The 22,687-nt window shown below is 45.3% G+C and carries 20 protein-coding genes; 5 read left to right on the forward strand and 15 right to left on the reverse strand.

Going from position 1 to position 22,687, the window contains the following annotated elements; all coding sequences use genetic code 11:
* Window positions 1-3: 3 nt before the first annotated feature.
* The 3 genes from OH461_RS18995 to OH461_RS19005 form a co-directional block, all read right to left on the reverse strand.
* A complete protein-coding gene (locus OH461_RS18995) occupies window positions 4-711 on the reverse strand; it encodes a GntR family transcriptional regulator (protein WP_270022114.1) in 708 nt (235 codons plus the stop codon).
* 254 nt (window positions 712-965) lie between these two features.
* Window positions 966-1,337, reverse strand: coding sequence for a hypothetical protein (locus OH461_RS19000; RefSeq protein WP_270022115.1), 372 nt, complete (start codon window positions 1,335-1,337; stop codon window positions 966-968).
* Between the two features lie 62 nt (window positions 1,338-1,399).
* Window positions 1,400-1,711 (reverse strand): monooxygenase, encoded by a 312-nt coding sequence (locus OH461_RS19005; protein WP_270022116.1) that lies wholly within the window; start codon window positions 1,709-1,711, stop codon window positions 1,400-1,402.
* Between the two features lie 153 nt (window positions 1,712-1,864).
* On the opposite strand from OH461_RS19005, the gene OH461_RS19010 reads away from it, so the two are divergent.
* Window positions 1,865-2,755, forward strand: a complete 891-nt coding sequence (locus OH461_RS19010; RefSeq protein WP_270022117.1) for a LysR family transcriptional regulator — start codon at window positions 1,865-1,867, stop codon at window positions 2,753-2,755.
* A 37-nt stretch (window positions 2,756-2,792) separates the two neighbouring features.
* On the opposite strand, the gene OH461_RS19015 is transcribed toward OH461_RS19010, so the two are convergent.
* From OH461_RS19015 to OH461_RS19025, 3 genes are all read right to left on the reverse strand, one after another.
* A complete protein-coding gene (locus OH461_RS19015) occupies window positions 2,793-4,226 on the reverse strand; it encodes a catalase (RefSeq protein ID WP_270022118.1) in 1,434 nt (477 codons plus the stop codon).
* 229 nt (window positions 4,227-4,455) lie between these two features.
* A complete protein-coding gene (locus tag OH461_RS19020; protein WP_270022119.1) occupies window positions 4,456-4,905 on the reverse strand; it encodes a MarR family winged helix-turn-helix transcriptional regulator in 450 nt (149 codons plus the stop codon).
* Window positions 4,898-5,515, reverse strand: a complete 618-nt coding sequence (locus OH461_RS19025) for a DJ-1/PfpI family protein (protein WP_270022121.1) — start codon at window positions 5,513-5,515, stop codon at window positions 4,898-4,900. The genes OH461_RS19020 and OH461_RS19025 overlap by 8 nt, the downstream gene beginning before the upstream one ends.
* Window positions 5,516-5,852: 337 nt before the next feature.
* On the opposite strand from OH461_RS19025, the gene OH461_RS19030 reads away from it, so the two are divergent.
* Window positions 5,853-7,016 carry an amino acid permease gene (locus OH461_RS19030; protein ID WP_270022140.1) on the forward strand — a complete coding sequence of 388 codons (1,164 nt, stop codon included), beginning with the start codon at window positions 5,853-5,855 and terminating at the stop codon, window positions 7,014-7,016.
* Between the two features lie 59 nt (window positions 7,017-7,075).
* Here the strand turns inward: OH461_RS19030 and OH461_RS19035 are convergent, their stop codons facing one another.
* On the reverse strand, window positions 7,076-7,915 hold the full coding sequence (locus tag OH461_RS19035) for a hypothetical protein (RefSeq protein WP_270022122.1): 840 nt from the start codon (window positions 7,913-7,915) through the stop codon (window positions 7,076-7,078).
* Between the two features lie 294 nt (window positions 7,916-8,209).
* On the opposite strand from OH461_RS19035, the gene OH461_RS19040 reads away from it, so the two are divergent.
* The 3 genes from OH461_RS19040 to OH461_RS19050 are packed head-to-tail and all read left to right on the forward strand — an operon-like array spanning window position 8,210 to window position 12,461.
* Window positions 8,210-10,255, forward strand: a complete 2,046-nt coding sequence (locus tag OH461_RS19040) for a TonB-dependent receptor (RefSeq protein WP_270022123.1) — start codon at window positions 8,210-8,212, stop codon at window positions 10,253-10,255.
* A 19-nt stretch (window positions 10,256-10,274) separates the two neighbouring features.
* A complete protein-coding gene (locus tag OH461_RS19045) occupies window positions 10,275-11,267 on the forward strand; it encodes a methyltransferase (RefSeq protein ID WP_270022124.1) in 993 nt (330 codons plus the stop codon).
* Between the two features lie 12 nt (window positions 11,268-11,279).
* A complete protein-coding gene (locus OH461_RS19050; RefSeq protein ID WP_270022125.1) occupies window positions 11,280-12,461 on the forward strand; it encodes an MFS transporter in 1,182 nt (393 codons plus the stop codon).
* A gap of 7 nt (window positions 12,462-12,468) precedes the next feature.
* Here the strand turns inward: OH461_RS19050 and OH461_RS19055 are convergent, their stop codons facing one another.
* The 8 genes from OH461_RS19055 to OH461_RS19090 all read right to left on the reverse strand — a co-directional run bounded on the left by OH461_RS19055 (window position 12,469) and on the right by OH461_RS19090 (window position 22,686).
* Window positions 12,469-13,416 carry a helix-turn-helix domain-containing protein gene (locus tag OH461_RS19055; RefSeq protein WP_270022126.1) on the reverse strand — a complete coding sequence of 316 codons (948 nt, stop codon included), beginning with the start codon at window positions 13,414-13,416 and terminating at the stop codon, window positions 12,469-12,471.
* 300 nt (window positions 13,417-13,716) lie between these two features.
* Window positions 13,717-15,135 carry an alginate export family protein gene (locus OH461_RS19060; RefSeq protein WP_270022127.1) on the reverse strand — a complete coding sequence of 473 codons (1,419 nt, stop codon included), beginning with the start codon at window positions 15,133-15,135 and terminating at the stop codon, window positions 13,717-13,719.
* 100 nt (window positions 15,136-15,235) lie between these two features.
* Window positions 15,236-16,819: a PTS transporter subunit EIIC gene (locus OH461_RS19065; RefSeq protein ID WP_270022128.1), complete on the reverse strand. Its 1,584-nt coding sequence runs from the start codon at window positions 16,817-16,819 to the stop codon at window positions 15,236-15,238.
* Between the two features lie 3 nt (window positions 16,820-16,822).
* Window positions 16,823-18,229 carry a Sapep family Mn(2+)-dependent dipeptidase gene (locus tag OH461_RS19070; RefSeq protein ID WP_270022129.1) on the reverse strand — a complete coding sequence of 469 codons (1,407 nt, stop codon included), beginning with the start codon at window positions 18,227-18,229 and terminating at the stop codon, window positions 16,823-16,825.
* A gap of 59 nt (window positions 18,230-18,288) precedes the next feature.
* Window positions 18,289-18,984 carry a ribose-5-phosphate isomerase RpiA gene (gene rpiA / locus OH461_RS19075; protein ID WP_270022130.1) on the reverse strand — a complete coding sequence of 232 codons (696 nt, stop codon included), beginning with the start codon at window positions 18,982-18,984 and terminating at the stop codon, window positions 18,289-18,291.
* Window positions 18,984-20,981 carry a transketolase gene (gene tkt / locus OH461_RS19080; protein ID WP_270022131.1) on the reverse strand — a complete coding sequence of 666 codons (1,998 nt, stop codon included), beginning with the start codon at window positions 20,979-20,981 and terminating at the stop codon, window positions 18,984-18,986. The genes rpiA and tkt overlap by 1 nt, the downstream gene beginning before the upstream one ends.
* Window positions 20,982-20,992: 11 nt before the next feature.
* The gene (tal, locus tag OH461_RS19085) at window positions 20,993-21,946 is read right to left on the reverse strand and encodes a transaldolase (protein WP_270022132.1); all 954 of its coding nucleotides are present in this window, start codon (window positions 21,944-21,946) and stop codon (window positions 20,993-20,995) included.
* Window positions 21,943-22,686 (reverse strand): HAD family hydrolase, encoded by a 744-nt coding sequence (locus tag OH461_RS19090; protein ID WP_270022133.1) that lies wholly within the window; start codon window positions 22,684-22,686, stop codon window positions 21,943-21,945. The genes tal and OH461_RS19090 overlap by 4 nt, the downstream gene beginning before the upstream one ends.
* Window position 22,687: the final 1 nt, after the last annotated feature.

Below are 22,687 nucleotides of genomic sequence, written 5' to 3' on the forward strand. Positions count from 1 at the left end.
TCCTTATATTTGTTGTTCAATCAGCTTGCGACTGCCTGATATATGGCGTCGCATTAACATTTCAGCGAGTTCTTCATCGCGATTGCGAATCGCTTGAAGAATAAATTGGTGTTCCGCTAGCGCCTCTTTCGGACGAGATTGTGCACGCGGCGATTGGTAACGGTACATACGCAGCAAGTGATACAGCTCATCGCACAATAAGCCGATAAGCTTTTGATTACGGCTGGCTTTTATGATGCGGTAATGAAAATCAAAGTCTCCTTGCTGCTGAAAGTAAGAAGCGCCCTCGACTTGTTCAATATGATTGGAATGCTGGGTAAGCAATAGTTCTAACGCTAGAATTTCATCTTGCTGTATGTGCCTTGCAGCTAAGCGTGCGGCCATCCCTTCTAGCGCTTCACGCACAGCATATAACTCAACTAGTTTTTCTGGGGTTAAGGTAATGACACGAGCCCCTACATGGGCGATACGCTCAATTAAGCCCAACCCTTCAAGACGCATGATCGCCTCACGCAATGGCCCACGACTGACTTGGTAATGCTTAGCCAACTCTGGCTCAGAAATCTTACAGCCTTGCGCTAAATCGCCATTCACAATCGCTTCAATTAAGCTTTCGGTCAACGTCACCGACTTGGTGTTTTCTTTGTCGCCATTACCCTTTGAATCAAGGCTTTTTAAATCACTAGGCTTTAAATTGAGTTCACTGTTCATCTTGTCTATTTAGCCTCTAAGACCACTCAGCCCTGAAGATACTCAGAACAAAGTGTCAACAATCTCTTAACTTGTTTACAAAATAGACGATTAATAAGCGACCTTTCAAGTAAATTGTCGACAATTTAGACTAAGGTATAAGGCGCTAAAACTTGGAAAATGAAAGTGACTGAAGGAGGTATACAGAGAAATGAGTAACAAAAAGCCTCTTTGAGAGGCTTCTAGACTATCAATGTTTTCGCTAAGTTAATGTTCTATCGCTTCTTCCATTGCAAATACGACAAGACACTCAACAATGCGAAAAACGCAGGATCGCTCCAACCAAAACCGACAAAGATACCCGTCACTGCTGCGTAAACCGTAATAATCACCCCAAGCACATTGGTGATTAGCAATGCTTTAAGCAGCTGAGTCATGGCCAAGCCTGACTCAATATTGCGCATCGTTAAGCTCACTGCGGCAACGCCACCCAAGAAAATCGACGTATGTTGAGATAGAAAGTAAGCATATTTATCATTAATCTCTACCCCATACATCGGCCACATCAGGCTAGGAATAAAAAACAGTGCGATGGCAAACGCGGTATAAATAACACCATGGGTGGTAAGAAATTGTTTGTTGTTCATTGCGATACTCTCTTATCTCATATCTCTTTGCTGACTACGATTTACAGTGTTAATCAATACTCTTAGTGAGTAGAAATCGGTCCACGGTTAATGGTACTTAATGGCTGATTAATATCGAAAATCACGCCACGAATGTTTGTCACGCCCATTTGAGTCAAACGTTCAGTGTGCATCGCTAAGTAAGCTTGCGCCGTCGCTTGGTCCTCAAATAAGTATACGCCGCCACCTAATTTGTCTTTTTCACTCTCAGTCCAAATCTTCCAGATCATGCCCGGTTCATGGTTAATTGACTCAGCAAGCCCCACCAATGCGTTCGCCATCTCTTCACCGAATGGGCCCTGAAAATCGAAATCTACTTGTAATAATTTAGTCATCGCTATGTTCCTCTGTTACTTCACATCAAAAAGTTTCACTTAGGACAGCAGTGTTTTCTTTGTTGTCCTCCGTTTGGATGAAATGATTATTACCTTTATAAATTAGACAAAAAAGTTCATAATTTCGCCATTAACTGTCGAATAAATTGACCAATGAGACTAAAAACCACCTTAGAACAATGGCAAACACTGCATCACATCGAGCAAGCAGGAAGCATCCAAGCCGCTGCACACACTCTAAATAAGAGCCATACCACACTGATTTATTCAGTGAAAAAACTTGAGCAGCAGTTGGGCATTGAGTTGGTTACGGTTAAAGGACGCAGAGCTGTGCTTACCGAGCATGGTAAGACGCTATTGAGACGTGCAGATTCAATGCTTGAGCAAGCGCATGAACTTGAGGTAATGAGTGCGCAACTCAACAGCGGTGTCGAGCCTGAAATCACGATTGCGATTGATCACTTGTGCGACCCTCTCTGGCTTTACCAACCAATGAGCAAGTTTCTTGAGAGTAATAGTGCAACTTCCATTCAGGTCGTTGAAACCTCATTGTCCAAAACGACTGAAATGGTAGTCAATGAGCAGGCCGACATTTCTATAATCAATTTACCTATTACCAACTACCCTGCCGAGGCTTTCGGAACTACCACTATGGTGCCTGTCGTTGCAACACACCACCCACTAGCAGCAAAGGAAAACCTGCAATTGACGGACTTTGCCACCACTTGCCAAATTGTGGTGCGGGACTTAGGCCAAGGTTTGGAAACGAGACGTGATGTGGGCTGGCTTAAGTCGAGACAGCGCATCACGGTAGATAACTTTGATCATGCACTACGTGCTGTAGAACAAGGCGTTGGTTACTGTCGCCTGCCAGAACATCTTGTTCAGTATCGAGAGAACCCCAATATTAAAGTGCTACAAATAGAGCAATCTCAACGTTATCAGGTTGCTTTGCATCTCACTCTCCCCAAAGGCGTCAATACTGGCCCTGCGGCGACAGCGTTATATCAACAGCTGTTAGAAACGGTGAAAAACAGACATTAAAAAAGGCGCATAATGCGCCTTTTTTAATTGTTTGAAGTTATTTTAAGCCAAGTGCTTTTTCTAAACCTAAGCCATAGGCTTCATCAGCTTGGTATGCGTGCTCAATGTGTTTCTGTTGAATGAATTCAGGAACACCCGCAATAGAGCGTGCCGTATTGTCGAATAACTGCTGACGCTGCTCATCATTCATCAAGCGGAACAAGTCACCCGCTTGGCTAAAGTAGTCTTCATCAACACGGTGATCGTAATGATCAGCATCACCCGAGATACGAAGTGGTGGCTCAGAATAGTCTGGTTGTTCTGCCCACTCTTGCTTATGGTTTGGCTCATAACCAATGGTTGAACCATAGTTACCGTCCACTCGCATTGCACCATCACGATGATAGCTATGTACTGGGCAACGAGGCGCGTTAACCGGAATTTGAAGGTGGTTCACACCCAAACGATAGCGCTGTGCGTCGCCATAAGCAAACAAGCGACCTTGCAGCATTTTGTCTGGTGAGAAGCTAATTCCCGGAACCACTGCCGCAGGGTTAAACGCTGATTGCTCAACTTCAGCATGGAAGTTTTCTGGGTTGCGATTTAACTCAAACTCGCCCACAGGGATCAACGGGTAATCTTTTTGCGACCATACTTTGGTTAAATCGAATGGATTAAAGTTAACTTCATCCGCTTCTAGCTCTGGCATGATCTGTACATACATCTTCCATTTAGGGAAGTCCTGACGTTCAATCGCTTCATACAAATCACGTTGGTGACTTTCGCGGTCTTTACCAATCATTTGCTCTGCTTCTTGGTCGGTCAGGTTTTTAATGCCTTGCTGAGTTTTGAAATGGAACTTAACCCAAAAACGTTCGTTTTCAGCATTGATGAAACTAAAGGTATGACTACCAAACCCATGCATGTGACGGTATGAAGCAGGAATACCACGATCACTCATTACGATCGTCACTTGGTGGAAGGCTTCAGGCAAAGATGTCCAAAAGTCCCAGTTGTTAGTCGCACTACGCATGTTAGTACGCGGGTCGCGCTTTACAGCATGGTTAAGATCTGGGAATTTTAGCGGGTCACGCAAGAAGAAAACTGGCGTGTTATTACCTACCAAGTCCCAGTTACCTTCTTCGGTATAGAACTTCAACGCAAAACCGCGAATATCACGCTCAGCGTCGGCTGCACCTCGCTCACCAGCCACTGTGGTGAAGCGTGCAAACAGATCTGTCTTCTTGCCGATTTCAGAGAAGATTTTAGCGCGTGTATATTGGCTAATATCATGGGTTACCGTGAAAGTGCCGTAAGCACCGGAACCTTTCGCGTGCATACGACGCTCAGGAATCACTTCACGATCAAAGTGAGCCAGTTTTTCAAGAAACCAAACATCTTGAAGCAATTGCGGGCCTCTTGGCCCTGCGGTCATGACATTTTGGTTATGCGCTACAGGGCAGCCCGCAGCAGTAGTGAGCTTCTTACTCATAGTTATTTCCTTCCAGAGATATTTATTGCTTTATCGGCGATTTCCGCCTTGTTTATCTTTAGAAGATTAGACCTAAGTTAGCGCTTTATAAAACTAGATATTCTTATTAATTCAATAGGTTTTAGCTATGGTTTAAATTAAAGTAAAATCAATGAATTACAATGAGTTAGACATATTCACCCGATCACTAAATTGATAAATAAACCATTCACTAGAGCATCAGAGAAAGCTACCTCTCCCCATGAGTTATTTTCCCAATTTCTATCGACAGTTCATTCATTAACTCAGTGATTTTCTCCAGCTTTTCTTCACTTATGCTTTCAAGCAGTTTGCCTGCTACCATCGCATGGTGAGGGCGGATTTTGTCAATGGCCTCTAAACCCTTTGCTGTCACTTCAAATAAACTTGCTTTTCGGTGTAATGGATTATCGATCGCTTGCAAAAGGCCATCTTTCACTAGTTGATTTGCTGTTCTCTGAACACTCTGTCTACTGATCCCCATCCGATGAGCGATCGCTGTTTGAGTTAAAGGTTGTTCCAGTACCGCCCCCAACACTTGCCAACGAGTTGCCGTTATCCCCCCATGACTTGCTATACTTTCAGCCAGTTCAAGAACACGACCATTTAGAGCAAAACTTGCGAATGCCAAGTTACCAAGGACTTTTTGCTTTTCACTCACTCTTACAACCCTCCATAAAACGAAAAAACGCACTCGCATCTTGGTGCTTAAATAAATCAAACCAAGCGCTTAAAGCCATTTCGCTATACACCTCTAATTGACGAAATACTTCCACACTAAACTCAACTGGAGCAAGACCTGACGCAGTAATAATATTTCCGTCAGATACTGCTGGCACATCTCTGTACAGATGAGCACCTTGATAACTCTTTCCTTCTAAGAAAGCTTTCATGTTGCTAGTGTGCTCAACATCATTGAGCAGACCGTTTCGCGCCAACATAGCCGTAGCTCCGCAAATCGCCGCCATGGGTATTTTCGCCTTCTTATATTCAAATGTTTTGGGGGCAAACACATCGATTTCATGCGAATTGTCTGCTCCTGGCAAAATTAGTATAGCGCTATGTTTTACATCGAGTTGTTCCAAGGAGATATCGGGCAAGATCGTCATCCCACCCTTAGTTCTGATCGGTGCAAGACTCTTAGCGACAGTCACAATTTGGAACTGTTCTTCTCCACGTTGAAACTGCGAAGAATTGATATGAGCGCTGAGCAAACCGATCTCCCAATCGGCCAATGTCGGGTAGACGGCTATATGAACGGTTCTAATCATGATATTTACTCCTTTTGACAACAGACTGTCATCTTGACAGCAAGCTGTCAAAGGAAGTAAATCAAGAGCTCGTTAAAGGTCACACTTCTGTTCTCTTATCCAATGGCTTAATGGTATGCATCTGGATTTATAACCATTTTAATTACAAACATTCAGCCACTGATTCGTCGCCATTACCCAACCATCAGGAAAACTGATGAATAAACCACCAAATTAGAAAATTTCATAAATTTAGCTAAAACCTATGCACTCTAACTGAATTTTTTTGCTAGTCTTGGCAACCTAATTTTACAGATTAATCTGAAATTATTTTCGCTAAGGGTATTTTCTTTTGAATATGAAGTTGTTTGGCAGTGCCTTAATCTTATCTGGCACCGCTCTTGGAGCAGGTATGTTGGCCATCCCGATGGTACTTGCACAGTTTGGGTTTATGGTCAGTGCTATTTTGATGCTAGTGATCTTTGTAGGTACGACCTATTCAGCCCTGCTGCTAGCTGAAGCTTGTACCAAAGCTAAAGACAATGTGGGTATGAGTAGCATCGCTTACCTCACCCTTGGCCGCAAAGGCATGCACTTTATCAACTTCCTGTTTTACCTCTTGCTAGTGTGCATGTTGATCGCTTACATCATCGGTATTGGTGATCTGCTGCATAAGATGTTGCTCGACCTCGGCTTAGAACTCTCTCCAAGCCAGTGCTATACAGTATTCAGCTTAGTGATGGGTTTTGTCGTCGTCGCAGGTAAAAGCTACATTGATAAGCTCAACCGTGGCTTATTCATCATCATGGTGGTGATGTTGTTTGTTGTCATCGCTTCGCTTCTAAGCAACGTTCAATGGGATTACCTAAGCCAAGCCAGTAATTTCACCAGTGGCGATGTGGTGCAATACAGCGCCGTGATCTTCACGAGTTTTGCCTCAATGGTCGTCATTCCTTCTTTGGTGATTTACAACCATGAAGCGAGCGCCAAACAAATTCGCAATATGATTCTGCTGGGTTCGATCATCCCTCTGGTTTGTTACCTTACATGGCTATTTGCCATCATTGGTAACTTAGGCGCCGAGGCGGTGAGTCAGTTTAATAATATTTCTCAGCTTATTGGGGCTTTCAGTGGCCAAGCTGCCATGTTGAAACCGATTATTGCCATTTTCTCTGCGCTTGCTTTGGTGACATCGTTCCTTGGTGTGTCGATGGCACTGTTTGATCAAAACAAAGACGCACTGACAGAAAACAAATTGGTTGGCTACGGTCTAACATTCGTCCTGCCACTCGTACTGGCTAAATTGTTTGCGAATGAGTTTGTGAGCATGCTTGATTACGCGGGAATGGTATTGGTGTTCTTAGCGATTTGGGGCCCACTAGCGATGGTGTTAAAAGTAAGAAGCCCTCGCTTTGAACATCTAAAAACCGACAATGCCTATACCGCTGGCGGCGGTAATGTTGCTCTAGTGCTTACCTTCAACTTTGGCGCGCTGATCTTCATCTCTTGGTTCATGGGTTAAGCGTGACTTAAATAATAAGCAAAAAAAGAGAGCTGATTACAGCTCTCTTTTTTCATTTGCTAAGCTAAATTACCCGATTTTTGATGGGCATTTCGGTCATGCAGATCGAGTATCATCTGAGTCTCCTGATCCACTCTCGTTGAACCAAAAGAAGCCATATACTTCACTACTGAATATCCCGCAGAAGCTGACTGATAACGACTCAGCCATATCTGAAACGCTTGTTGATCAGACTCATTTTCACGAGGAAAACGACTCGTTGGACGTGACATATTCAAACGCCAAGGCTTAGGTGTCATACGTGCTCGATAGCACTCTTGTTGCTGGCACAAGCGACTATAAAGCGGATCAACATGAAGTGCCTCAAACAAACGTTTTATCGCGCCATCTTTAGGAGCATAACGCTTATTCGTAAGGATAAATCTTACGCCAGAATGAGTTTCGTATACCCGAAATGCTAGATGTGAATGCGCTTTTTGATACTTCTCGATCAATGATAAATAATACGACTTATCTTTGATTTTCCGACCAAAAACTCGCATTAGACGATCAGTAAAACTAGGAGGATAAACGTCAATATCACCAAATACGAGATGACTAGTATTTAAAATGGTTGCACCATAATTGTTGCGGCTTAATACCGCGATGGTCTCACCTGCTTGAGATTTAACTTCGTCAACAATTTCTTCTTTGACGAAATCAATCCAATAGTCATAGTCATCGCCTTTAGAAAAGTCGCCTTGAATAAACGCGCTCATCTTAGAGACTCGGCTTGCGGCACTTTGCTGCGCGGCTTGCTCACTCTCGTTCGATGCTCCCCATACCATGATATGGTCGTTTCCAAATACCTTTCTATCAACAGACACTCTCTGTTTTTGCCAATATTTTGCGAACTTCATACTAGCCTCCGAGCCCAGCATACAAACTAATCCGCTGAGCGCATTATAAAATAAAACTCGACAATCATTATTTCATACAAACGAAATGCTCATTTGCTGTTTTCATTTATATCGATCGCAAAAACAAAGGAACACATTCACACAACAAATACACTGAGGTGTCTTATATAAATTAAACCAAATGCTACTTCCATTCAGCATTTGATATTTCGATGTGCGGCATTTGATATTTCATCACTACGTTTATTAATAATATTGAGCGCAATTTGTCACCTGTCGACATGGAGTCGCTCAATGATGTTTCCCCGCTTACCTTTCGCTTTAACTGCCATTAGCAGTGCGTTTTTAATCGCTAATATCGCTCAAGCAGAACAATCTGCTGATGAAACCTATGTGGTGACAGCTCGTCATTGGCAAGAGCCCACATTGCTTGTTCCTGCGAGTGTAGAAAACATGGAGATTGAAGAACGGAAAGCAAGCCTAGAAACCTTAGAACAACAAACGAGTAATGTTCGTGTTGAGCAATCATCGGTGCAAACTCGTGTCGCTATTCGTGGCAGCACTGGCTACGACACGAGCTTGCAACAACCGGTCGGTTACTACCTCGATGATATTGCCTTACCGCTAGGCGGCACTCAGCTACCTGTGCTGTTTAACCTAGAGTCGGTAGAGGTCATCAAAGGACCACAAGGTGATTTATATGGACGTCATTCAGAAGCCGGTGTCGTCAAATTACAAAGCAAATCTCCAACTTGGCAACCGAGCGTAACGGCGCAGCTATCCTCGGGTATTACAGATGGTGCCAACGACTATCAACCGTCGAATGTACTCATTTTGCGTGGTAGCAACACATTAATAACCGATACATTGGCAGGGTCTGTCGCCATACGTGCAGAGCAAACCACAGGGCCACAAATCAACTTACTCGATGGCAATGAAGAAGATGGAAAGCAAGATAACTTCTCAGGCGCTATTGGTTTTGATGGGGTAATCGGAGAGAACACCGAATGGCAATGGAGAAGTCATATTAGTCGCCAAGAGCTGGGTAAAGCCCAAATGCGCTACCTCACTGGTTTAGCGGCAACCGAGCGCTTCACGACCAACTACAACAGCGATAGCTTTGAAAACCGAGATTCAGATATTCATTCTCTGCGTATTAACCATGACTGGAATGGATTAACCTTCACCTCAATTACTGGCGGCACACTATTTAAGCGCGACTTTTCAACCGACTTAGACCTGACTCCGGCCCCCATTCCCTCCACCGAAATGGACATGCAGGATGAGATGCTTTCGCAAGAGTTTCGACTCACTAATGAGCCAGAAAGCCAATATCTACGCTGGCTTGCAGGCCTGTATTTATACCAACAAGATAGCGATATAGATTTCACTATTGGCGGCAGTATGATGATGCCCCGTAGCCAGAGGATCACCCATATCGAACAGTCTGGTATTGCTGGATTTGGTCAACTCGAATGGCAATTCCAACCCAATTGGGCACTCACCTTAGGCTTACGTGCAGAACACATCAACAAGAGCGGGAAACAGCAATTTAATGGTCTGTTTACGAGTGATTATCAGGCGGACCTTGACCATACCATTTGGTTGCCTAAAGCAAGTTTAAGCTATCAATTGTCTTCACTAAGCCAGCTCTATTTCACCGCAGCTCAAGGTTACCTGCCTGCTGGCTACAATTACGCTTCTGCGCAAAATCTCGCTTCGTTCACCTACGATGAAGAAAAGAGTACGAACCTTGAGCTAGGCTATAAAGCACTGTTATTAAACAACAAGCTAAGCCTATCTGGTGCGCTGTTCCATATTGAAACCAAAGACAAGCAAATCACCGATCTACAACCTGGGTTTGTACAAACAATCTCTAACGCAGCACAGACCACCAGCTACGGTTTAGAGTTAACCGCCGACTACCAATGGAATCAGGCCTTGAACAGTTTTATTCGTTTAGGGTCGATGAAAACAGAAGCGGACCAATACATAGTGCATAGCTTTAATGGGTCTGGCTTTGTTGCCAATGATTTAGCGGGTAACGAATTACCATTAGCGCCTGAGTTTACTTACTCGCTTGGTCTTGAGTACTTAACACAGCAAGGTTGGTTCGCAAGAATCATCGGCTCAGGCAGTAGTGAATACTATTTTGATTCTGCCAATACACTGACTCATCCAAGCTACTTTACCCTTGATGCAGAAATCGGCTACCAATTTAGCCAACTATCTATTGCATTAATTTCGACAATGCCTTTGATGAGCATCGTTACAGCCGATCCGTCAGCACGCCAACAGGCATCGTGGTTGAAGATAGCCATGAGCGTTACTTCGGCTTAACGATAAAAATGGATTGGTAATGATGACTTTTTCTAACCAAACCAAAATGTTTAATATGCTGCATAGTGCCCTAGAATGGCCATTGATCGAGGCAGGATTACGAAGTAGGGTATTTGACGTACTTTCAACGCCTCATACCGCTAAGCAGGTTGCCAGCGAGTTTAATTGGCAACTAAACCAAACCACTCTGTATTTAGATGCTTTGACCAGTTTGAGCGTAATCCGCAAGCAACAAATGGTCTATCTGATAGCCCCCCAATACTCAGAGCTACTGATATCAAATCAACCTAAATCGATGGAACGCACCTTGCTTCATCTTAGCGCAATCAAGATGACCACAGCTGCCCAAATCCTATCAATGCTAAATAGTGATGAGCCACCTAGCCAAGCAGTACGTTTCGACGATGCTAACTTTTGGCAACAGTCGACCGCAAACTTGCGCTCATTCCATCGCAGTTTTGCTAGTGATTACTATGCTGCCCTGCTGCAAAACCAACCCTTTTGGCCACATGTAAACAGTTTACTAGAAATTGGGGCAGGCTCTGATGAGTTGGCTCAAGTTCTCACTCGTAGCAATCCCAAACTTGATTACCATATTTTCGATTTGCCCCAAGTGGTTGAACAACTCTCCCTTCAGTTCAACGACAACGGGCAAATCATTTTTCATTCCGGCGATTATAACCATGCTCCGCTCCCCCAAGGTTATGATCTGCTGTTTGCTTCAATGTCACTCTATTACGCTAACGATCTATCGAAGTTGATGATACAAGCCAAGCAAGCCATCAATGACGGAGGCTGTTTTGTCAGCATTCACGAAGGTTTGACCGAACAAAGAACTCAACCTCGACACCACGTAATTGGTCGATTTATCCCTGCAATGCGCGGTAATGATGTCTCCTTTCAACATGGCGAAATTGCTCAGCACATGATGAAGGTCGGATTTAAACAAGTGCGTAGCCAAAGCATCACCACCCCATTTGGGCCTATGGAACTCGACATAGCATTCAAATAAGGAAATATAACAATGCAGCAAACTCGACCATTACTTTTTGCCTTAATCGCCAATGGCGCTGGCCACGCCTACTTTGCGATTAGTCTGCCAACAATGGTGAGAAACATGGCTATATCGGACATAAGTGTCGGTGTGATAATGAGTCTATCAGCGCTACTCCTGATCATTACTGGCCCTATTTGGGGTTGGGTGTGCGACAAATTCGGTCGAAAACTTGTACTAGCCATAGGGCTGCTTTCTAGTGCCATCGCCACATTTATGCTGGCCATGTTGATCGAGTTCGTCACGTTACTGCCCGCACTGTTTGCCAATCTGTTGTTTACGATAAGAGCAGTGCAAGCCGGATTGAGTGCAGGGTTAAAACCAGCAACCCAAGCAACTGTCAGTGATATCACTCAGCCTAACAATCGCATGCAAGCGATGGGAGTAATGGGCGCAACGTTTGGTGCTGGAACCGTGATTGGCGGCTTAATGGCGATGCTTAGCGGACAATCTTGGCTCGTCGAAGGCTTTATCGCTCTTAGCGCAATTATGGCTATCTCGTCGTTTTGGGTTATCGCTAAGCTACCAGAAACTCATAATCAAACCGTCACTGCAACCCGCCACTTTAATCTTAGAGCTGTTGCGCTCTATTTAGCTTCTACAACGCTCTGCTTGACCATTTATAGCGGCTTACAGCCTATCACCAGTTGGATACTGCAAGATCAGTTTGCTCTTAATGGCGACCAAACCATTAAGTTTACCGGCGTTATTATGATGAGCAGCATGTTGGCGATGATAATGACTCAAATCGGCTTAAGCCGCTGCAAAACCTTTCATGCAGATAAGCAAAGTTCGATAAGAAAAATCGGTAGCCTGATTTCGTCCATCGCACTGATTGCTTGCGTGTTTAGCTCAAGCCCGCCGTTATTTGCCGTCTCAATGGGATTATTGGGTATTGGGTTGGGACTGTTCTTACCCGCTAATTTGGCATTAATGACCGAGGCGGTCAGCCATCAACAACAAGGAAAGCTAGCGGGGATAAACGGCTTATGCCAAGGGCTTGGACTCGCTCTTGGGCCAATAATGGCCAGTTTAGCTTACCAATATCACCATCAATTTGCCTATTATCTCTCGGCAGCAGCAATGGGGGCTTTACTGCTAATAGCCCAAGGTCAGGGCAAACCATCTCGCCAAACCTCCCACTCTGTTTAAATCGAGGCTATTTCCCCTTACTCAGCTCTATACCCTTACGATACTCGGTTGGTGTAATACCATATTGAGTCTTAAAAGTTTGGGTAAAGTGGCTAGCACTGCTAAAACCACAGTTCAACGCAATATCGGTAATGGCTTGGTCTGGATTCGCTAGATAGTTTTTTGCTCTCTCTAAACGGTGCTGACGCAGCCACTCAAATACCGTTTTGCCAAACCGGGATTTAAACTGACGATTAAGCCGAGCATGACTCATTCCCACTTGTTTTGCCAAACTGTCTAAAGATGGAGGCTGAGCCAAGTTCTGGATTAATGCATCAATCACAGGTTGCAGGCTCGATTCTGATTGTTCATTTTGCGCTTGGTTGACTGGCGTTAACCAACGAGCGATCAATTCTAATGCTCTAGCTTCTGCGAACAACCTATCACTCACTGATAGCATCGGATTGCGCACTAGCTCAGCAATCCATTCCTCAGGTGATTGTTGAAACCCAAGCCGAATCATTTGGCTACCACGTAGCTGCATAGGTTGCTCATCAGCTTGGTGAAACGCTTGGTTGATTCGCTCTGTGGCGTACTTAATCACCGTCATTTTCGATAAAGTGTTTGCTGGAGTAGTTCGCAAAAGCCCATCTTTTGCGGTGCTCAATAACCAAACATCTCCGGGTCTCACAGTACAGCCTAACTGAGAGGTAACAAACTCAAACTGGCTGATACCTTCAACTCCGAAAACCAGCAAAGTGGTAGGTTGGGAATAAACAATACGGGAATGATAAGGTTGGGAAAACTGACATTCACTGACAGTACAGCTAATATCAGGGCAAATATGGGCGCTTAGAAACTCAGTTTGTTGAGTCTGCAAGGGAAGTGAGTGCTTACGCCATCTCCCTTGCTCCCCTGTCGGGCAATCTAAGTATTGACCATCAATCAACCAAGGCTTATCCACCGAGCTACCCATAGCCACATCCTTGTTACTACTTCAATAACCAACAATATTATTGAGAACAGATCTCATTTGCAAGGAACAAGAAAACCGCTTTGCCCCATCACCAATTTAAGTTCTGCATTCTCGATAGGTGGCAATGGCTCAACAACTGACGCAAAAAAAAGCCCAGCTATTGGCTGGGCGAAATACTAAAACGACAAGGGATTTTCCTAGGAAAGAAGGGACTAAATTGATGTCTGATTAATTCCATAATTAATCAAGTTGCCCACTCACCCTAAGGTGAACAAAAAGAGGAGTGGGCATTCACTTCGATTAGAAGTTGTAGATGAACGCAAGCTCGATACGAGCAATATCATCGCTCGACGCACCGACTACATCACGGGTGTAATCACTTTCTAGCGCGTAGTACATATTCACTTCGCTCTTCAGGTTACCCGTTAGGTAGTTATGGAACTGTAGGTAGAACTGAGTGTATGCGTATTTTTCGTCTGAGTTTTCACCAAACAACACATCTTGGTTCAGCGTGTAGATCGCGTCTTCGGTGTTTGCACGCCATGTCGACATGAAACCAGTAATGATGCTTTGTTTTGGTGCGTATTCGATCACTGAGTAACCACCAAACTGCATTGCGTTACCGTAAGCGCCATCATGAGCGAAACCTACAGGGTCACCTGTCCATAATGGGTTGAAGGTATTTACTTTATCACTGTCTGCGTCAGAGCCTGATGCATAGTGCAAGTTCATACCTACACGGTAGTTCCAATCTGCTTTCCAGTTGTAGTTGAAATCAGCGTATGCCATGTAAGCTGAGATATCTTTACCTGCATGATCACCGAACTGGTAAACACCATCCACCATGTAGCCGAAGCCTTCACTTACGAAATCATGAGCATGAATACCCAATACTTGAATATCGACATCACCGTCTGGTGCGTTAACAAAGCTTGAGTTAGTGAGCTCATTGCTCATTACGTATGCTTGCATTGCGCCAAAACCCATACGCCAGTTAGCAAACAGACCCGTCGATTTCTTACCGTTGGTTTTATCATCCCAGTTGCCTGCAAAGCTGCCATCTTCAAACAGTGGGAAGACTTCTTCACCGTAGTAAGCATCAAAGTTAATGCCATTGACTTTGTACTTCGCACTCACCGCATTCCAGCTTGATTGCACAGGGGTTGGTTCGCGGTTCATCATCTGCCATTCGTTTAGGTAGATTTCTTGGCGGCCAAGACGTGTGCTGAGGTATTGCTCACCGTCATCAAGCAGTTTGAATTCAGCGAAGAACTGGTGGAAGTCAGTACCAGCATCATCTACCGGGCCTGCTGCATCAAGGTTGGTATAGTTGGTGCGAATTTCACCAAACATACGCGCCCAGTCTTGGTAAGTCACATCCGCAGAGAACTGCATGCGTGAGCGCAATTCATTGTCTTTACGAATGTCAGAGTCGTACATGTGATTCCAACGGTTATCCAAAGACACTTTCACGTTACCAGCAAAAGAGACTTTCCAATCGCCATCGTCTGAAATATCAAGACGCTTAAGTTTTTCAGAGAAGCTCTTATCTGCTTCTGCTAGGTTATCCACGTAGCTCCAATCTTCATTGGCACGGTCGCCCCAGAACACCATTGGGCTGCGCTCTGGCCATGTTGAAGTTGGCGTTTCTGCCGCATGTAAAACACCCGAAACACACACTGCAAGTAGAGATAACGAACATTTAGTTAGAGTTTTCATCTTATAATTTCCATATTTTGGGCACAGGGATCCCGCCCTATGACCTATGGCCATAGGAGGGAGCTTGTTATTGTTTGCGTTTAATTTGGATTTGAGGCGATTAAGAATCGACGCCTAATGCTTCTTTAATACCCGAGGCAATGGTGATGACGTTCGCGCCGTAGATAACTTGGATACCTTTAGGCATACGTACCACACCGATAGCACTCAGCTCTTTTTTCCACACATCGTCACTTGCTGCTAAGTTTTCGTCATGCAGTGACACACGTAGTCGAGTTGCACAGTTAGAGACGTTTTCAATGTTCTCTGCACCGCCAAGAGCTTTGATGATCTCTACAGGTAAACCTGCTGTGTTTTGTTGTTGCTTCTTCTTGAAGTCTTCTTTTGAGTACAGTGCGATATCGCCTTCTTCCTCTTCACGACCCGGAGTTTTCGAATCGAACTTCAAGATGAAGTATTTGAAGGTGTAGAAGTAAACCACAAAGTACAGTGGAACAATCCATAATAGTGCCCAAGCATGTACCTTCTCAGGTTGCAGTAGGTTTGGCACCATGAACAGTAACTGGTTACCGTGGATTGATACGCCAAACATCTCTGTAATTACATACGCTAGACCGTTTAGTGGCACGTGCACAGCAAAGAACAGGAATGGTTGAACAAATAAGAATGTGTATTCTAGTGGCTCAGTGATACCGATAACCGCTGCAGTGAACACTGCTGGTACCATGATTGCCGCGACTTTCTTACGGTTTTCAGTTTTCGCCGTCACGTACATCGCGTACGCCGCACCTGTTAGACCACCAATTTGGATTGGAATACGACCACTGGTGAAGTTGTGCGTGATGTAACCTGTCGCGTCTGGTGAGCTCATTTGGCCGTTCATGATGTTACGAACACCTTCGTAAATCACACCGTCGATTTCCATAACGCCACCCACACGAGTGTACTCGATTGGAAAAGCAATCAGGTGGTGAAGACCGAATGGCAATAGGCCTTTATCAAACACACCAAATAGGAAAGAGCCAAAGATGCCAGAGCTGGTGATAAGCGTTGTGATAGATTGCAAGCCGCCCGCAATTGGTGGCCATGCGTAGTATGCAATCAAGCTGATTGGCATAATCGCCATGTAAGCAAAAATCACGACCGCACGTGGGCCAGAGAAGAAGCTTAGCATTGAAGGCATTTCAAACTTGTAGAAACGGTTATGCAGTGCTGCCGTGATACAACCAACAATGATACCGCTGAAGATACCCATGTTGTATGAGAACACGCCTAAGTTTTCACCCCATAGAGAGTTGAAGTTTTGCGCAGCTACTTTTTCATAGCCCATGTTGTTGACTAGGTAGTCAACACTGATTGTGTCTGGCGTCCAACCGTTGAAAGCGGCAATAGAGCCAATCGCAACGTTGAAACACATAAACATGGTGAAACCAGTGAAGGCTGCCCAGCCTTTTTCTGCTTTCGCCAGAGCGAATGCCAAACCAATGGCAAAAAATGGTGGTAGGTTACGCATTACCATCAAACCAAGATCTAACATTAGTTTGAAGAATGCATAGATTACAGAGTCTTGCGCTGACATCTGGTTAACAACGCCTGCACCTACCCCGATGTAGATACCTGCGATGACAAGTACGATGATGGATACCATCATACCACCGGCAAGTGCTTGAACCTTATCTCTCATAATTTACTCCTGAAATGATATGAGAACTTTCACGTATATCGTTATTGCTTTTATTAGTGACTCCAGGTTGAGCTGTTCATTAGGCTCGTGCACAAAAGTCACTTCTCCAGGGAAAGTTGGTCCAAATGCCACCCCATGCTCTAACGCACGCGCATACGAGGCCGCGCCTTTGCTAAAACATTCTGCGTCCATTCCTGTAACGTCGGAATAAGCTTTCCCCATCGTTTGGATAAGGGCACTTTCGGGTGAGAGGTAAGATAAGGGTAAGTACTGCTGCTCGATAAAGTTCACTCCAGCTTGTTGGGATAAAGCACGGAGTTGGGAACGAACTTGTTCGATCGTCAGGCCTTTAGGAAACCGAAAATCAAAATCCAAGTTGTAGCCATGAGAATCCAAATTGATGGCTGACACGCAACTGGTGGTTGGCCCCATTTCATCATCTTGGTGGTTAAGCCCTAACTTGTGGCCATCGTGGCTATTTGCAAAGTGGGAGTTAAGCAAATTGACCAAATGTGCCGAGTTAGCATCTAACCCATCTACATGGCGCATAATGTCGACAAACTTGTCCATACAATTATCGACTCTATGCGGGTTGCGGGATTTCTCCCACGGCGTTGATAACTCAACGCGATGATATGACTGACAATCAATCACATCAGCAAAAGCAGCAAATTGCTGCGCTACTTTTGCAGCTTCGGAGCCAGCCAATTCAACTATTAGGCGATGGCAAGTCGAGGTACGATCGCGCTCACTCTCTAGCTTAATGATTTGGCAAGTGCCTTTGGTGCTAGCTTGAGGAAACTTCCTCTCTAGCGTCGCATACAGAGTGCCTTTTTCACCATTGACGATTGGGAAGTCGCCATCAGGAGAAAAGCCAAAATCTGGCTGCGGATTGTGTTGAAAATAATGCTCAACACATTCCCAAGTTGTCTCTTCTGCGCCACCAATGATCACGCGGATCTTTTTGGTTAACGGCACATCCATTTGCTTAAACAACTTGAGGATGTACAAGCTGGCCATCAATGGCCCTTTGTTATCTGTCACACCTCGACCAAACAGCAAATTACTTTCGCGGGTCATTTGGTAAGGTGGTGTACGCCACTGTGTTTCATCCCCTGCTGACACCACGTCTACGTGATGCAGCAGAGCGATTTCTTGATCGCCTTGGCCAACACTAATGTCTAGAGCATAGCCTTGGTGATCGCGCACTTCTAACCCATTTTTTTTAGCGAATTCAATTAAATAATCGAACGCTTGACGAATTGGCTGACCAAATGGAGCGAACTCAGTTCGGCTTGCTAAATCGCGTACTGATGGAATCGCAATCAAACCTGATAAGTCATTGAGCAATTCATCAATATGAGGCTCAAGATACTCGATAAATTGGTCTGAAAACTTGCTGTCCATCATGTTTATTTCCTCAAATGCTTAGCCAAAATAGGGTTATTGATAGAGTTGTAATCAAGGTCTCATTTTGACGCTATCCAATGCACGCCAAGTGAGTTAGAAAACGCCATAAAGTTCGCCTTTTGATGAGAAAAAATGCCATTCTCAATCACACCCGGAATACTATTGAGTGCAGTTTCCAACTGGGATGAATGGGTCATATCCAATCCAGAAACATCAAGAATAATATTGCCATTATCGGTAACACAATTCGCGCGCTGAACAGGCTCTCCGCCAAGCGCTTTTAGTGCCAAAATGGCCGGCATTTTCGCAGCTGGAAGCACTTCTATCGGCAATGGGAATTTACCGAGTGTTTCCACCAAACGACCTTCATCAGAAATGGTGATAAAGCAGCCCGCCATGGTGGCGATCACTTTCTCTCTGGCTAGTGCCGCGCCACCACCTTTAATGGTAGTGCCATCACTTAACCCTTCATCAATGCCATCAACGTAAAAATCAACATGCTCGCATTGCGCCAAAGGCAGCTCTTTAAGCCCTGCTGATTGAATAGCATTGGATGAACGATCAGAGCTTGATACGCAGTAAGCGAAAGACAATTGGCTCTCTGCAAGTAATTGGACGAATACTTCTGCGGTGGCACCTGTGCCAATACCAATCACAGTGTCCGCATGGATGTGTTGCTTAATGTGGTTTAAGGCAGCCTTTGCTGCCTTAGTTCTTAAGCATTCATCCACTTGATTAGCGATGAATGATTCCATTATGCGCGCTCCATCAACTGTTGAGCCGTTTTAACAACGTTCGTAACAGTAAAGCCATACATTTCAAACAACTGCTCTGCTGGCGCTGACTCACCAAAGCTTGTCATGCCGATGATTTCGCCTTGCAAGCCTGCATACTTGAACCAGTAATCTTTAATGCCCGCTTCAATCGCAATACGCTTAGTCACGTTACTAGGCAGCACTTGTTGTTGATATTCCGCACTTTGCGCATCAAAAACATCGGTTGCTGGCATAGACACTACGCGCACTCGTACATCTGATAGTTGCGCTTTGGCTTCCATCGCTAGGGCAACTTCTGAGCCAGTAGCGATAAGAATCAGCTCTGGCTCGCCCTCACAATCAGACAGGATGTAACCGCCTTTCGCGACGTTCGCTAGCGTTGCTTCATCACGTTCAAATTGAACTAAGTTCTGACGTGAGAAGATCAGCGATGTTGGGCCATCTTTACGCTCAACCGCGGCTTTCCAAGCAACCGCCGTTTCAACTTGGTCACACGGACGCCATGTACTCATGTTTGGTGTCAAACGCAGTGAAGCAATTTGCTCTACTGGTTGGTGCGTTGGGCCATCTTCACCTAGGCCAATCGAGTCATGGGTGTAGACAAAGATACTGCGCTGCTTCATCAATGCTGCCATGCGCAGCGCGTTGCGAGCGTATTCCATAAACATCAGGAACGTGCCGCCATAAGGGATAAAACCGCCATGCAGTGCGATACCATTCATCATCGCTGACATCGCAAACTCACGTACGCCGTAGCTCAGGTAGTTGCCTGATGCATCTTGCGCGGTAATCGCTTTAGAACCAGACCAGTTAGTTAGGTTTGACGGCGTTAAATCTGCCGAGCCACCTAAGAACTCAGGTAAGTGTGAACCAAAGGCTTCAATCGCGTTTTGTGACGCTTTACGCGTCGCAATCGTTGCTGGGTTAGCTTGCAAAGTCTTAATGACATCTTCACTAATTTGCGCCCACTTTTCTGGCAGCTCACCATTTACACGGCGGTTAAATTCAGCAGCAAGTTCAGGGTATGCTGCTTGATAGTCAGCAAAGCGGTTAGCCCATTGTGCTTCAGCATCTTTACCGGCTTGTTTTGCGTCCCACTCTTGGTAGATTTCATGTGGAATTTCAAATGGAGCGTAATCCCAACCTAGATTTAGGCGTACCAATGCCACTTCGTCTTCACCTAACGGTGCACCGTGACAATCGTGGCTTGCCGATTTGTTTGGTGAGCCAAAACCGATGATGGTTTTGCAACAAATCAGCGTTGGCTTACCTGTTTCTGCTTGCGCGTCTAAAATCGCTTGGCGAATCGCCTCTGCATTGTGTCCATCGACATCAGAGATAACGTGCCAGCCGTAGGCTTCAAAACGTTTTGGTGTATCGTCCGAGAACCAACCTTCCACATGGCCATCAATTGAGATGCCGTTGTCATCCCAAAACGCGATCAATTTACCTAGGCCAAGTGTGCCCGCCAGTGAACACGCTTCATGAGAGATACCTTCCATCATGCAGCCATCACCCATAAACACGTAAGTGTGGTGGTCAACAACGTCATAACCCGGGCGGTTAAACTGCTCAGCCAATACTTTCTCAGCCAATGCCATACCTACGCCGTTAGTGATTCCTTGGCCAAGTGGGCCAGTCGTCGTTTCTATACCCGGCGCGTAGCCATACTCTGGGTGGCCAGCGGTTTTAGCGTGAAGCTGACGGAAAGATTGAATATCTTCCATGGTTAAATCGTAGCCTGACAGGTGCAGCAAGCTGTAAATCAGCATAGAGCCATGACCATTAGAAAGAATGAAACGATCGCGATCAGGCCAATTTGGGTTCGTTGGGTTATGTTTTAGAAAATCACGCCAAAGCACTTCGGCAATATCCGCCATACCCATAGGTGCACCAGGGTGGCCAGAGCCCGCCTTTTGCACCGCGTCCATACTGAGTACGCGAATCGTATCTGCAAGTTTATTACGAGAAATCATACCAATACTCCTTACAGACGCGCTTCAATCATGGTTTCTAACTTGCCTTGGTCTACCGCAAAGTTACGAATACCTTCAGACAGTTTTTCTGTCGCCATTGGGTCTTGGTTCATCTCCCAACGGAACTCTACTTCTGTCATTGCAGTTGGCGCTGGTTGCACGCTTGCACGTTCTGCGTGAAGAGTCGGCTCAACCTCACCTTCTTGTGCTGCTAGTTGGTCAAGGATTGCCGTGCCGATGGTTAAGCGGTCACAACCAGTAAGTGCAAGCACCTCTTCCCCATTACGGAAGCTCGCCCCCATCACCACGGTGTTGTAGCCATGATCTTTGTAGTAGTTGTAGATGTTTGAAACCGACACCACGCCTGGATCTTCATGCGGTAGATATTCTTTCTTATCGGTATTGTTTTTGTACCAGTCCAGAATTCGGCCTACGAAAGGCGAAATTAGGTACACGCCAGCTTCCGCACACGCTTTGGCTTGAGCGAAGTTAAATAGCAGAGTGAGGTTACAGTTGATGCCTTCTTTCTCCAGCACTTGTGCTGCACGGATACCTTCCCACGTTGAAGCCAGTTTGATCAGAATGCGTTCTTTCTCAATGCCCGCTTCTTGGTACATCGCGATCAGTTTACGTGCTTTAACTAGGCTCGATTCTTTATCGAACGATAGGCGAGCATCCACTTCTGTTGAAATACGGCCCGGTACGGTTTTTAAGATTTCTACGCCGATGTTGACCGCAAGTTTATCGCTCGCATCCACGATTTGTTGCGCTTTGTCTGCGCTCTGTTTTTTTGCCCATTCGATCGCATCAACAATCAGGTGATCGTATTGAGGCATCTCAGCCGCTTTTAAGACCAATGAAGGGTTGGTGGTTGCATCTTGTGGTTGGAATGCAGCAATCGCGTCAATGTCGCCTGTATCAGCAACGACTGTGGTGTATTTTTTCAATTGTTCTAGTTTGTTCATTGTTCTATCTCGATAAGTTGAATTATCAATTGCGCTAGCGATATCTGACTCATAGACGACAACGCAATAATGGCGTGTGAAACATCTAGGTGTTGAGTCAGTAGGTTGGTTACCGCAACCGTTGGAATACCTGCCGATCGAGCCGCTGTGATCCCCGGAGGTGAATCTTCAAAGGCAATGGCTTGATGGGCAGAGACTCCCAATTTGTTCAGGCTGGTTAAGTAAACATCTGGCTGAGGTTTACGACGCTCAATGGCAATTTCTTCTGCGCCGGTATAACTCTCGAAGTAATGTTCTAACTTAAGGCGTTTAAGAATCGGCATGTAATGCTCATATTCAGAACTGGTTGCTAACGCCAGCTTAAGCCGAGCGTTCTTCGCCGCTTCTAAATAATCACGAACACCGTCTCTTTCGCTTTGTTGTTCAATAAATTGGTAGGCAAGGTCTAGAACACGTTGGCGAATCTCATCATCTGAAATTGCCTCGCCCGAGTGAGTTCTAAATAGATTGAAAAGGGCGGTTGCTGGCACTGAGCTCCCAACTAGGCCAGCAACCTGGAGTGGCGAAACGTCCACACCGTACGGTTTCATCAAAGCTTCCCAGGCCTTGAACATACAGGTTTCTGTATCGACTAATAGACCATCGAAATCGAAGATTAACGCTTTGATCTGGCCGCAGTGGATGTCCTCTCTTTCCGCATTCGCTGCTGCTCGGTCAAGGTGGTTAACGCCGTTTTCCATG

The organism is Vibrio sp. LaRot3 (genome assembly GCF_027587025.1).
Taxonomy (GTDB): Bacteria; Pseudomonadota; Gammaproteobacteria; order Enterobacterales; family Vibrionaceae; genus Vibrio.